The sequence below is a fragment of the Salegentibacter sp. BDJ18 genome (genome assembly GCF_017579965.1).
GTDB lineage: Bacteria > Bacteroidota > Bacteroidia > Flavobacteriales > Flavobacteriaceae > Salegentibacter.
Genome location: NZ_JAFLQX010000024.1, coordinates 65,761 through 79,062, shown reverse-complemented (window position 1 = coordinate 79,062; position 13,302 = coordinate 65,761). Strand labels below are relative to the sequence as shown.

The following is a 13,302-nucleotide window of genomic DNA, read 5'->3' as shown; positions in this document are numbered from 1 at the left end:
AAATTGCATAAAAAGCCGCTTAGAATACTAAGTTCAAGGCTTTACCGAAAAAGAAAAGATTAAGAACCATAAACTGTTTGTGACAGTTTGACCTAAAATAAATTATGGCTAAAACGAAATTAACAAGTTTTGACAGTTTGTCATTGCAAGATATAGATCAGGACGCAGATTTAATTCCTTTAATGACGCCGGAAGATGAAGAGGAAATAAACCGTGAAGAATTGCCTGAAACTTTACCAATTCTTCCTTTAAGAAATACCGTATTATTTCCGGGAGTTGTAATTCCTATCACCGCCGGAAGGGATACTTCTATTAAATTGATCAATGAAGCGAACAACGATTCTAAGATTATTGGAGTGGTTGCTCAAAAAGATGAGGAAGTAGAAAATCCTACAGCAAAAGATATTTACCGTACCGGTGTTGTGGCGCGCATTTTAAGAGTATTAAAAATGCCCGATGGAAATACCACCGTGATTATTCAGGGTAAGAAACGTTTTGAAATAGACGAGATAGTAAAAGAAGAACCTTACTTAACGGCGAGTATTAAGGAAGTTCCGGAATCCAGACCAGAATTGGATAATAAGGAATTTCCCGCGATTATAGATTCTATAAAAGAACTTGCGTTACAAATTATAAAGGGAAGTCCTAATATTCCCAGTGAAGCTTCTTTTGCTATTAAGAATATAGAAAGCTCTTCTTTTCTTATCAATTTTGTTTCTTCAAATATGAACCTGGCGGTAGAAGACAAACAGAAATTGTTGGAAACTAACGATCTTAAAGATCGCGCCCTGGCTACTTTGCGCCATATGAATATGGAGTTTCAGAAACTGGAACTTAAAAACGATATTCAGAGTAAGGTACAGAGTGATATGAGCCAACAGCAGCGTGAATATTTTCTTCATCAGCAAATGAAAACCATCCAGGAAGAACTAGGCGGTGTTTCTCATGAAGATGAATTAGAAGAAATGAAATTGCGCGCCAAGAAGAAAAAGTGGGGCGAAAAAGTACAGAAGCATTTTGATAAGGAAATTTCCAAAATGCAGCGGATGAACCCTCAGGTTGCTGAATATTCTATTCAAAGAAATTACCTGGATTTATTTCTGGATCTTCCATGGAATGAATTTAGTAAGGATAAATTCGATTTAAAAAGAGCGATGAAAATTTTAGATCGCGACCACTATGGTTTAGACGATGTAAAACGCCGAATTATAGAATATCTAGCAGTATTAAAACTGCGTAATGATATGAAGTCACCAATTCTTTGTCTTTACGGACCTCCCGGGGTTGGTAAGACTTCGCTGGGTAAATCTATGGCAGAAGCTTTAGGACGTGAATACGTAAGAATTTCTCTTGGGGGATTACGCGATGAAGCAGAAATACGCGGGCATAGGAAAACTTATATTGGTGCAATGCCCGGTAGAATAATTCAATCGCTTAAAAAAGCAGGTACCAGTAACCCGGTTTTTGTTTTGGACGAAATTGATAAATTGAGTATGGGGCACGCCGGTGATCCTTCTTCAGCATTGTTGGAAGTTTTGGATCCCGAGCAAAATAGTGAGTTCCACGATAACTTTTTAGAAATGGGCTTTGACCTTTCTAAAGTGATGTTTGTAGCTACGGCAAATACTTTAAGTACCATACAGCCGGCACTTAGGGACCGTATGGAAATTATAAACGTAACTGGTTATACCATAGAGGAGAAAGTAGAGATTGCGAAGCAGCACTTGCTTCCTAAGCAATTAAAAGAACACGGCCTTACAAAAGAGCATATAAAAATAGCCAAACCTCAATTGGAAAAAATTGTTGAAGGTTATACAAGAGAGTCCGGAGTTCGCGGATTGGAAAAACAAATTGCAAAGATGGTGCGTCACGCGGCCAAAAACATTGCAATGGAAGAAGAATATAATATCAAAGTGACTAATGAAGATATTATTGAAGTATTAGGAAGTCCTAAATTAGAGCGTGATAAATACGAAAATAATGAAGTTGCCGGTGTGGTGACAGGTTTAGCCTGGACCCAGGTTGGAGGAGATATTCTATTTATTGAATCGATACTTTCTAAAGGAAAAGGAAACCTGAATATTACCGGAAACCTTGGAAAAGTGATGAAAGAATCGGCTACCATTGCGATGGAGTATATGAAGTCTAATGCCGAAGAACTTGGTTTAGATCCTACTATATTTGAAAAATACAATGTTCATATTCACGTACCTGAAGGAGCTACGCCAAAAGATGGGCCTAGTGCCGGAATAACGATGCTAACTTCTCTGGTTTCTCTGTTTACACAACGGAAAGTGAAAAAAAGCATTGCGATGACTGGCGAAATTACCCTAAGAGGAAAAGTACTTCCGGTTGGCGGAATCAAAGAAAAAATTCTTGCCGCTAAACGTGCTCGTATTAAAGAGATTATTCTTTGTAAAGAGAATGAACGTGATATAAAAGAAATTAAAGCAGATTATGTAAAAGGACTTACCTTTCATTATGTAAATGAAATGAGTGAGGTTATAGATATAGCAATCACCAAACAAAAGGTGAAAAACGCTAAAACACTTTAATACTTAAGCTGTCTAAAGAGCCCTGTTTTCGTCAACCTGAACTGGTTTCAGGTTCTAACATGATATAAATTATCAATTTGTAAGATTCTGAAATAATCCTGAAGCTTCGGGACAGAATGACGTCCAACAAAAGGCTTTTTAGACAGCTTTTTTAATTTACAGCCAAAGTTTCAGGGAAAGTAAAGCTTTACCTAATTTTGCTTTTTAATCAGAATTTAAATTATGAGTAAGAAAATAACGATTGCTATAGATGGGTATTCATCTACCGGAAAAAGTACTGTCGCCAAACAACTTGCGGCAGAGCTCGGCTATGTATATGTAGATACCGGTGCTATGTATCGCGCGGTGACTTTATACCTGATGCGTAAAATGATGGTTACCGATACCAATTTTGATAAAGAAACTATTTTAAGACAATTACCGTTTATTAATATCAGCTTTGTTTTTGATAAGGAGGTTGGGTATGGAGAAGTTCATTTAAATAATGAGAATGTTGAAAAGGAAATCAGGTTGATGGAAGTTTCCCAACAAGTGAGTAAAGTGGCAGCTGTGCCAGATGTTAGGAAGATGCTGGTTAAAATTCAGCAGGAAATTGGCAAAAATAAAGCGGTAGTGATGGATGGCCGTGATATTGGAACTGTTGTTTTTCCTGACGCCGATTTAAAGTTATTCATGACCGCTTCTACCGAAAAACGTGCTGAGCGCAGGTATGACGAATTGAAGGGCCGTGGAGATGAGGTTAAATATGAAGATGTACTGGCTAATGTTAAAGAACGGGATTACCTGGATACCACTCGCAAAGACTCTCCTTTAGTAAAAGCCGAAGATGCTATAGAGATCGATAATTCTGATATGAATTTGGAGGAACAGTTTGAAAAAGTATTAAAACTGGCCAAAGATAAAATTGAAGAATAAGCATTCTGTTTTTAAACTAATTAGGGTTTGAGAAAAGAAAAATAAGTTGTATTTTTGCAGCCCTTTTTGGCGAAGAATCGGAAAATCAAAAGGGATTGGAAATCAAAACCATAACTACTTCTGTGTTTTATTTGCTTAATTTTTCCGAGGAATACAGGATACAAATTTTTTATCAGCAATGGCTGAAGACAAAAAAAAACAGGACGTTCAGGACGAAAATCTTGAAGTTCAACCGGTAGCTGGAATGGCTACTTCATCGCAACCCGCTCCTACCGAGCAACAGGAAAACCCTGAGAAATTTCTTGAAGAATTTAACTGGCACAATTATGAAGAGGGAATTGACCCTATTGATGATGAGAAGTTAGAAGAATTTGAGAAATTAGTTGCAGAAAATTTCGTAGACACTTTAAATGACGAAGTTGTAACAGGAAAAGTAATTAATATTACAGATCGTGATGCAATTATAGACATTAACGCAAAAAGTGAAGGCGTTATTTCCCTTAACGAATTTCGTTACAATCCAGATCTTAAAGTTGGAGACGACGTTGAGGTGTTGATTGATGTTCGTGAAGATTCAACAGGACAATTAATCCTTTCTCACCGTAAAGCTCGTGTAATTCAGGCTTGGGATCGTGTGAACAAAGCTCACGACGAAAGTCTTATCGTAAACGGTTTTGTAAAATGCAGAACTAAAGGTGGTATGATCGTAGATGTATTTGGAATTGAGGCATTCTTGCCAGGTTCTCAAATAGACGTGAAGCCTATCCGTGATTACGATGCTTATGTTGGAAAAACAATGGAATTCAAAGTTGTGAAAATCAACCACGAATTCAAAAACGTTGTGGTTTCTCACAAAGCGCTTATTGAAGCCGATATCGAAGAACAGAAGAAAGAAATTATCGGTCAGCTTGAAAAAGGTCAGGTACTTGAAGGTACTGTTAAAAACATCACTTCTTACGGAGTATTTGTTGACCTTGGAGGAGTTGACGGACTTGTTCACATTACCGACCTTAGCTGGTCTCGTATCAACCATCCAAATGAGATCGTTGAACTTGATCAAAAACTAAACGTGGTAATTCTTGACTTTGATGAAGCTAAAACAAGAATCCAACTTGGTCTTAAGCAATTAAGCAAACACCCATGGGAAGCTCTTGACGAAAACCTTAAGGTTGGAGACAAGGTAAAAGGTAAAGTAGTTGTAATCGCAGATTACGGTGCATTTATTGAAGTTGCCGATGGTGTTGAAGGTCTTATCCACGTTTCTGAAATGTCCTGGAGCACGCACTTGCGTTCAGCTCAGGATTTCGTAAATGTTGGAGATGAGGTTGAAGCTCAAATCTTAACTTTAGATCGTGAAGACCGTAAAATGTCTCTTGGAATTAAGCAATTAACTCCAGACCCATGGACCGATATTACTACTAAATATCCTGTTGGTTCTAAACACAAAGGAATTGTACGTAACTTCACTAACTTTGGTGTATTCGTAGAATTAGAAGAAGGAATTGATGGACTTATTTATATCTCTGATCTATCCTGGACTAAGAAAATCAAGCACCCATCAGAATTTACTAACGTAGGTGATGAGCTTGAGGTTGTAGTTCTTGAATTAGACGTAGATGGTCGTAAGTTAAGCCTTGGTCACAAGCAGGTTGAAGACAACCCTTGGGATAAATACGAAACTGAATTCGCTGTTGGTACTAAACACACTGCAGAGATAGCAGAGATCGTAGATAAAGGTGCTACTATAGACTTTAACGAAGATATCACTGCATTTGTTCCTACCAGACATCTTGAAAAAGAAGACGGTAACAAATTGACTAAAGGTGAATCTGCAGAGTTCCAGATCATTGAATTCAATAAAGAATTCAAAAGAGTGGTAGCTTCACATATGGCTATTCACAAAGAAGAAGAGCAGCAAATCGTTAAGCAAGCCGCTAAGAAAGCAGCTTCGCAAAACAATGACAAAACCACTATTGGTGATGTTAATGCCGATCTTCAAGCTTTAAAAGATAAAATGGAAGGGAAGTAAATCCCAAAATTTATCATAAATAAAAACCTCCTTAGTTTTTGCTAAGGAGGTTTTTTTATTGGAGCTAAAAACTTATTACACTATATGCTTCGCTAACAATTCTCTTTTTTTAGGATCCAGGGCATTATTATTTACAGCAATTTCCAGATAGTCCTGGTTCCTTTCTTTGGCATAAACCAAATGGAAAAGGTCCGAAACACTTAAACTCTTATCAGGACGCTCAATCAACTTGAATTGATTATTATTGCCTACAAATCCTTCTTCCAAAACACTTAAATATGTGCCAGCAAAACCATTTTCAATAAATTTCTTAAGGATTTTTTGATCTCCAAATTTATAACCGAGTTTATAACATGGTTCTCTATAATCTGAAACCTGCACTAAAGCATCACCTACTTTATACACATCCCCTAAAAAAACCTTTTTTTCATCAAAATCTGCTACGGTTAGATTTTCTCCAAACATACCCCAGGTCCACTCCAGGTTGGGATAAAGTTTCTTCCAATATGGATACTGTTCTGCAGAAAATATATAACAGGCTTTATAAAAACCTCCGTGATGTTTACGATCTGAAACTTCATCATTTATCACATTATTCTTTGCCAAATAAATAGGTGCATCTGTTGGTGTCTTATAAATACCTGTTATTACTTCTTTTGAATTCCAAATTATTTTAGTTGGCTTTCCAATATTGGTTGAAATTATTTTCACGTAGCTTAAAGTTTATTTTATGAGACATTAATTGCAGAAATTAACCCTTCCAGTTTCCAAACTCCCCATTTTGATAATCCTGGAAAGCCTGCTGAATTTCTTGTTGGGAATTCATTACAAATGGTCCCTGGGCTACTATGGGTTCTTTAAATGGTTGAGCGTGGCCCAAAAGTAAAATACTTTCTTCCAAAGCTTCAATTTCCAGTTTTTCACCATCATTATTAAATTCAACTAGGTTGTGTATTTTTGCTTCTTTCCCGTTTACTTTTACCTTACCCTTTATCACATAAAAGAAAATATTTCTTTCAGAAGGAATTTCTACCGAATATTTACCGCCTTCAGCAAAATTTACAGTAGCCATCTGGATATCGTTTAATGGATTGAAAGCACCTTTTTCACCTTCCCAGTTTCCTGAAACTGCAGCTAATTTTACTTTTCCTTCATTTAAAGTTAACTGCGGAATATTTTCTTTCTGAAGTCCTACATAATTTGGTTCGGTCATTTTATGTTTTGCGGGTAAGTTTACCCAAAGCTGAAGAATCTCCAATTCGCCACCTTTTCTCTTGAATTCTTCTGAAGAAACTTCAGCGTGAATAAGTCCTTTCCCAGCGGTCATCCATTGCACGCCCCCGGCTTTTATAACACTTTCAAATCCGCCACTGTCTTTATGGGTTAAATCGCCCTTCAAAATAAAAGTCACGGTTTCAAATCCGCGGTGGGGGTGAGGGCCAAACGGCAATCCATTATTATTTACAGGATATTCCTGGTAGCCGTGATGGTTTAAAAACAAAAACGGATCAATATGGTCTACAGAATTTGTGGGTAAAGCCCGGTAGGTAATAAGATCGGCGATAGGCGAGCTTACCGCAGTATGTATTTTTTTGATGCTTCTCATAAAATTGATTTTACTCGATAATCGAGATTAAATGCTCCGAGGCTTGCCTCGAAATCAAATTGTATTTTCGAATCATAATGCTTCGTGTGCTTGGTCCGAAGTAGTTTACTCTTAATTAAAAATAAAATTATTGGCGAGTTTCAGCTCATTTTCTGAAATTGTATGTGGCCGGTTTTTATAGATTTTCACTTCTACATTAGCATTCATTTCCCTTAATATTTCAGCTGAATCTTCTACTCGCTCAACCGGAACGTGAGGATCTGGATCTCCGGTACCTATAAAAATTGGAGTTCCATTAAAATCTCCCGAATAATTTTCATTATAAATCTTGTCGCCAATTAGGCCGCCGGTAAATGCTGCCACTCCGCCAAATCTTTGTGCGTTGCGGGTTACAAATTCCAGCGTTAGGCAGGCGCCCTGTGAAAATCCGGCAAAATAAATATTTTCTGATGCTATGCCGGTTTCTTTAATGTCTTCAAGCAATTCTTCTAAAACTTCTAAAGCCGATGAATATTCGGGTTCATTTTGTGTTACCGGTGCTAAAAATGAATTCGGATACCAGGTAAAGTCTGTAGCCTGTGGTGCCAAAATTGCAAATTCTGAGGTGTTTAACTGGTTGGCCAAAGAAAGAAATTCTTTGGCGCTGCCACCACGGCCGTGGATTAAAACCAATACTTTTTCGGCTTCCCGTAATTCTTTTCCGGCGGTATATATCTCTTTTTTATGCATTGTTATAATTTTAAATTAAGATACTAAATACCAATAAAAAAGTCCCGAAAAACGGGACTTTTAAAACAATTTTTAGAATTGATTGACTAAGTAAGAATAGATAGCGCTAATCTAATTAATTATCGTCGTTATCTATTTTTACTTTTTTCTTCACTTCGCCGTCATCTTCTTTGATTTTAATCTTTTTATCATCGGTCTTCACCTTAACCTTATCATCTTTCACTTTCACCTTTGCATCTTCTTCCTCGGCTAATTGTTCAATTTCAGATTTCTCTTCTTCTTCCCTGCAGGACACAACCGTAAGGCTTAATGCCAGAATTAATAGAATTGATTTTAATGCAATTTTCATAGTTAATAGTTTTAGTTATAGGGATTAAATGTAGGCAAAAAACTCAATCTTTTTTCGCCAGTACTGCTTTTTCTGAAAATTCTACCAAATCTACTTTTGGATTTCCATAAAGTTCCATTTCGCTTCGGTTTTTAGCAGTAAGTGTAAGGTTTTCAAGAACTTCAAGTTCATTTTTAGATTTACCTTCAGCAATAACTATTGCGTTTCTTGCACTTAATCTTCTGCCGTCAAACTTAGTAGAATGTTCAGAGCGTAGTTGTAGATCGTCTACTTCACCTTCAATACGAGCGCTGGCTTTTTCATAGATATCTACTTTAAATCTGGGTGCATTTACCAAAGCTTTAATATCGCTAGACTCGTTAAGCTGAAAATAAGCATCTTCTGCAGTTAAATTTAATTCTACATCAGCTTTTCCTTCATTAAAAAGATCAAATTTGGTTGCGGTTACGGTTAGGTATACTTTAGCATCATCTGCCGTGGTTATTTTTAATCCTTCAGAATATAAATCTTCATCTGCTTCCAATTCTGTGTTGCCCGAAACTGTAATTTTTTCAAGATTTTGAGGGTAAGTAAGTGTTATTTCCTGCGATTTGCTTCGGCCTATCTTTTTTGTAGGCTTTAAGTATAAAACCTGGTCTACAACTTCGCCTCTTATTATTCGGTGTAAGTTATCATCGGCTTCAACTTCCATCATCGCGGTAGATCCTTGCTTCAGGGTTACTTCAAAATCACCGCCTATTTCTACACTATGGAAATCTGCCAAGCGTGTTTTTTCGGTTGTTACGTTTCTGCTTCCTTTTATTTTTTTTGCACCACAGCTAAATGCCATAAAAATGCTTAGTAAGAGTAGTATCTTTTTCATAAAAAATAAGGGTTTAACACAAATATACTAAAAAAGCCTCCGGATGGGAGGCTTTTAAGACTTGCTTAGCATTCATTGAAAGCTATGATGCAGTGTTCGGATAAGATTTCATTACTTTTTATATAATCTTTAACCAGTAGATCATTTTCTTGTGCCGGTTCTCCCAGGTTAAAGAGTAGCATTAGTAATTGCAGAACTAATTGTATCATAATTCTTCATTTTCAGGATTTTCTTCTTCTTTTTTAACCGGCTTTTTATCTACCGTTACCCCTCTACTATTTATTTGAATGTTTACTTCTTCATCTCCAGAATTTATCCTGGCGTTAAAGTCGCCGTCTTCATCCCATTCATCTTCACTTTCGGTTTCCCATTCTTCTACCGGGCAATCTTCACAAATAGCAGCATCTTCTGTGATTTTCAAAACTTTTTCTTCGTCGCCGTTTATTAAAATATCTCCCCAGTAGTCTGTATTTCTATGAAATGAATTTGTATTATCGTCTGCCACCAGGCTAGCGCCTTCGGGTAAATACAAGGTAACTTGCACTTCCTGATCCCGATACTTATATTTTGCAGGCGAAGTAAAAAAGCTGTTCAGCAATAATTGGTTGCCACTAAAATTGGTGTTATACATTATATTTTGAGCGCGTTCTCTGGCTTCTTTGTAATCTTTACCTTCTGCCGACTTTACTACTTCCAGTTTGGCAAGCGAGTCTTTAGTAGGTTTTACAATTAGGCGAATATCTGAGCTGTACATTACTTTTTCATCATTCTCATCATATTTAATCTTGAAATCTGAACTTCTGTAAATACTTGATGAGTAATTTGAATTGGCCTGCATTCCTAAGTAAAGTGTATCGTTAGCCGATATTGGCAGTGTTTCTGTAATAACCTGTTCTCCATCAAAAGCACGATGGGTGGCTTGCTGTAGCGCTATTACCGATGCTCCTATAAAAGCCAGTATCCATAATCCCAATAAGACTAATTTAGCTGGGGTACCAATAGACCTTAATCTGCCTACAAGAATCTTTAAGCCTAAAATGAACAGGAAGAAAAATGGAATTCCTGCTAGCAAAAAGCTAATTAGCCACAGTAACCAAAGCGGAGCTCCACTAACCGCCATTTCTACATAACTACTCCAGGGTGCGTCTATAAGACCAAATGTGCCAACGGTAAACAAGCCAATAAAAAGACTGATTAATGCCGCACCGGCTATTAATATTAGGATGATTCCAATTAGTTTTACAAATACCTTTAAAATAAAAGCGATAACATCACCTATAGCAGTGGCGGCAGAGGTAGCTCCGCTTTTAGCCTGGTTGCCATACTTTTGATAATCTACATCTTTTACCTTTCCGGTAACATTATCAAAACCCTCACGAATCTTTTTTTCTATATTGCTAATAGTGACCTCCTCTCCACGCATTGCAAGTTTATCGGCTGTAGATTTAGCTTCGGGAACAAAGATCCAAAGTGCAATATAAATTAGGATAAACGCACCACTGGAAAAAATGGTTAGCAAGATCCAAAGTAAGCGTACCCAAATAAAATCTATACCTAAATAATGTCCCAGTCCAGAAGAAACACCGCCTACATAAGAATGTTCGGTATCTCTAAACAGTTGTTTTCCTGGAGATTTAGTAGTTTTTGTATAAACCGGTTCATCTTCAAAGATCTCTTCATCTACCATATAATCTTCGGGTTGCCCCATAATGGCGATTACTTCTTCTACTTCTTTAATTCCAATAACCTGGCGGTCGTCTTTTTTCTTCTCATTGAACAATTCAGCAATACGTGCTTCAATATCTGCTATAATCTCATCTTTTCCCTGGGTGTTGGTAAAAGAGCGTTTAATAGCGTCTAAATAATGTTGCAGCTTGGCATAGGCGTCCTCGTCTATATGAAAGAATATACCGGCAAGATTTATATTTACTGTCTTATTCATGATTCTTATTTTTTTGATTGGTTACAACGTTTACAGCGGTTTGGAGTTCGTCCCAGGTGCCGGTAAGCTCCTTTAGGAAGAGTTTCCCGGTATCGGTAAGTCCGTAATATTTTCGCGGTGGTCCGCTGCTGGATTCTTCCCAGCGATAACTGAGCAATCCTGCATTCTTTAACCGGGTTAAGAGCGGATAAATAGTGCCTTCAACCACCAGTAATTTCGCGTCTTTAAGGGTGTCCAGGATTTCGGCTACATAGGCATCTTCGTCTTTTAAGACCGAAAGAATACAGTACTCCAGTACACCTTTACGCATTTGAGCCTTGGTGTTTTCTATCTTCATAGCGTTTCGTTTTGAGGGTTGTTAAACTGTTCATTTTTTGATTGTTGATGGTTATTATTATGATTATTATCTGAACTTTTTCCTATAAAATTGATGCTTAGCGGAAAAGAGTAATGTTCTCCATTACTGGCTTTAATACTTGCGCTTATTACCGCAAAGATTTCGATGAAAAACAAGAGCGAAAGTAAAATGGCAAATACACTAATGGTGATGACTATAGAAATTGCTTGGCCCATTTCGTCTATATAAAAATGCTCGGGACCAATTGCAAAGGGTACATCAGCACCCAGCCGTATAGCCTGAAAAAGGATAATTGCAATTCCTACGGCCAATATTAAAATGGTGTAGAGAAAGAGACTAATTTGAAAATTGATTGCCTTCCTTCCGTGATCGTCTATAAATGGCTTTTCTTTTTTAGTGAGCCATAATATTAGTGGAAATATAAAATTCCCTAACGGAATAATAAATTTACTAAAGACCGATAAATGCAGGATTGTGGCCAGTGTCTTTTCTTCTTTTGCTATCTTTGAGTTCATAACCTATTAATTTACATTACAAATATATGGTTAAAAGAAGGTATTTTGCAAAGCATAGTACTAAAAATTAACATATTTTTATGAAATTATTTCTGAAGTCATATTGATTAATTTGAATACATTTATTAAAAACAAACCAATTCCAATGACATTAAATAAGAATAAACTCAATAAATTTCTAATGCTGAAACTGCCAAGCGCCTGGCTTTGTGGGGTTCGTGTAAGTGAGATTGAAGAAGATACCTGTAAAGTAGGTGTGAAGCATAAATGGATAAATCAAAACCCATTTAATAGTATGTATTTCGCTGTGCAGGCAATGGCAGCAGAATTAAGCACTGGGGCGTTGGTAATGGGAAAAATTAAACAGTCCAACAGAAAAATTTCTATGCTGGTAGCGCAAAACAGGGCTACGTTTACCAAAAAAGCCACTGGCAAGATTAATTTCTACTGTTACGATGGTCATTTAATAGACGAAGCTATAGAGAAAACGCTTGCCACGGGTGAAGGGCAAACTTTATGGATGAAATCTACGGGAATAAATGATACCGGTGAGCAGGTGGCAGTATTTGAGTTTGAATGGACTATAAAAGCAAAGTAATATGAATGCACACGAAATAGATTACCAGATTTTTGGAGAAGAAATGCAATATGTAGAATTAGAGCTGGATCCTCGTGAAGCTGTTATTGCCGAAGCCGGTAATTTTATGATGATGGACGATGGGATTAGAATGGATACTATTTTTGGCGATGGCTCTAAAGAAAACGAAGGTTTCCTGGGTAAAGTTTTAGGTGCGGGCAAACGTTTGCTTACCGGAGAAAGTTTATTCATGACGATTTTTAGTAATGAAATTCAGGGCAAAAAGCGTATTAGTTTTGCTTCGCCTTATCCCGGAAAAATTATTCCTATAGATCTTACCCGATATGGAAATAAATTTATTTGCCAGAAAGATGCATTTTTATGCGCTGCCAAAGGAGTTTCGGTAGGAATTGAATTCAGTAAAAAACTGGGGCGCGGTTTTTTTGGAGGTGAAGGTTTTATTATGCAAAAACTGGAAGGCGACGGGATGGCCTTTGTTCACGCCGGTGGCACGATGGCAAGAAAAGAATTATCTCCCGGTGAAAAATTAAAGATAGATACAGGCTGTATTATTGGCTTCACCCAGGATATAAATTATGATATTGAATTTGTAGGCGGAATTAAAAATACGTTTTTTGGCGGGGAAGGACTTTTCTTTGCAACCCTTACCGGCCCGGGTACAGTTTACGTGCAATCGCTTCCCTTTAGCCGCCTGGCTAACCGAATTTGGCAGGCTGCACCACAAGGAGGTGGGAAAGATAAAGGAGAAGGTAGTATTCTTGGCGGTATAGGTGATGTGATAAGTGGCGATCGGCGATTTTAAGAATTGTTAAACAGCGGTAAATTAAAAGATCTTTATAAATTT

14 protein-coding genes are annotated in these 13,302 nt (G+C 37.2%); 5 read left to right on the top strand and 9 right to left on the bottom strand.

Annotated features, from left to right (window positions below; all coding sequences use genetic code 11):
• Positions 1-104 precede the first annotated feature (104 nt).
• The 3 genes from lon to rpsA all read left to right on the top strand — a co-directional run bounded on the left by lon (position 105) and on the right by rpsA (position 5,499).
• Positions 105-2,555, top strand: coding sequence for an endopeptidase La (lon, locus tag J0871_RS14070; RefSeq protein WP_208225911.1), 2,451 nt, complete (start codon positions 105-107; stop codon positions 2,553-2,555).
• Between the two features lie 222 nt (positions 2,556-2,777).
• Positions 2,778-3,470 carry a (d)CMP kinase gene (cmk, locus tag J0871_RS14065; RefSeq protein WP_208225910.1) on the top strand — a complete coding sequence of 231 codons (693 nt, stop codon included), beginning with the start codon at positions 2,778-2,780 and terminating at the stop codon, positions 3,468-3,470.
• A gap of 178 nt (positions 3,471-3,648) precedes the next feature.
• The gene (gene rpsA / locus J0871_RS14060) at positions 3,649-5,499 is read left to right on the top strand and encodes a 30S ribosomal protein S1 (protein ID WP_208225909.1); all 1,851 of its coding nucleotides are present in this window, start codon (positions 3,649-3,651) and stop codon (positions 5,497-5,499) included.
• Positions 5,500-5,574: 75 nt separating this feature from the next.
• On the opposite strand, the gene J0871_RS14055 is transcribed toward rpsA, so the two are convergent.
• From J0871_RS14055 to J0871_RS14015, 9 genes are all read right to left on the bottom strand, one after another.
• Positions 5,575-6,210 carry an MOSC domain-containing protein gene (locus tag J0871_RS14055; RefSeq protein WP_208225908.1) on the bottom strand — a complete coding sequence of 212 codons (636 nt, stop codon included), beginning with the start codon at positions 6,208-6,210 and terminating at the stop codon, positions 5,575-5,577.
• A 40-nt stretch (positions 6,211-6,250) separates the two neighbouring features.
• Positions 6,251-7,105: a pirin family protein gene (locus tag J0871_RS14050; protein ID WP_208225907.1), complete on the bottom strand. Its 855-nt coding sequence runs from the start codon at positions 7,103-7,105 to the stop codon at positions 6,251-6,253.
• Between the two features lie 111 nt (positions 7,106-7,216).
• The gene (locus J0871_RS14045) at positions 7,217-7,834 is read right to left on the bottom strand and encodes a dienelactone hydrolase family protein (protein WP_208225906.1); all 618 of its coding nucleotides are present in this window, start codon (positions 7,832-7,834) and stop codon (positions 7,217-7,219) included.
• 115 nt (positions 7,835-7,949) lie between these two features.
• Positions 7,950-8,183, bottom strand: a complete 234-nt coding sequence (locus J0871_RS14040; RefSeq protein WP_093305998.1) for a hypothetical protein — start codon at positions 8,181-8,183, stop codon at positions 7,950-7,952.
• A 43-nt stretch (positions 8,184-8,226) separates the two neighbouring features.
• Complete coding sequence (locus tag J0871_RS14035; protein ID WP_208225905.1) at positions 8,227-9,045, bottom strand: DUF2807 domain-containing protein; 819 nt, start codon at positions 9,043-9,045, stop codon at positions 8,227-8,229.
• 65 nt (positions 9,046-9,110) lie between these two features.
• Positions 9,111-9,254 (bottom strand): hypothetical protein, encoded by a 144-nt coding sequence (locus J0871_RS14030; RefSeq protein WP_156858148.1) that lies wholly within the window; start codon positions 9,252-9,254, stop codon positions 9,111-9,113.
• A complete protein-coding gene (locus J0871_RS14025; protein ID WP_208225904.1) occupies positions 9,251-10,987 on the bottom strand; it encodes a PspC domain-containing protein in 1,737 nt (578 codons plus the stop codon). The genes J0871_RS14030 and J0871_RS14025 overlap by 4 nt, the downstream gene beginning before the upstream one ends.
• Positions 10,980-11,324: a PadR family transcriptional regulator gene (locus J0871_RS14020; RefSeq protein ID WP_075327210.1), complete on the bottom strand. Its 345-nt coding sequence runs from the start codon at positions 11,322-11,324 to the stop codon at positions 10,980-10,982. The genes J0871_RS14025 and J0871_RS14020 overlap by 8 nt, the downstream gene beginning before the upstream one ends.
• The gene (locus J0871_RS14015; protein WP_208225903.1) at positions 11,321-11,860 is read right to left on the bottom strand and encodes a DUF4870 domain-containing protein; all 540 of its coding nucleotides are present in this window, start codon (positions 11,858-11,860) and stop codon (positions 11,321-11,323) included. Before J0871_RS14015 ends, J0871_RS14020 begins: the two co-directional genes overlap by 4 nt.
• A 145-nt stretch (positions 11,861-12,005) precedes the next feature.
• On the opposite strand from J0871_RS14015, the gene J0871_RS14010 reads away from it, so the two are divergent.
• On the top strand, positions 12,006-12,458 hold the full coding sequence (locus J0871_RS14010; RefSeq protein WP_208225902.1) for a DUF4442 domain-containing protein: 453 nt from the start codon (positions 12,006-12,008) through the stop codon (positions 12,456-12,458).
• A gap of 1 nt (position 12,459) precedes the next feature.
• On the top strand, positions 12,460-13,260 hold the full coding sequence (locus J0871_RS14005) for a TIGR00266 family protein (protein ID WP_079734281.1): 801 nt from the start codon (positions 12,460-12,462) through the stop codon (positions 13,258-13,260).
• The last annotated feature ends 42 nt before the right edge of the window (positions 13,261-13,302 follow it).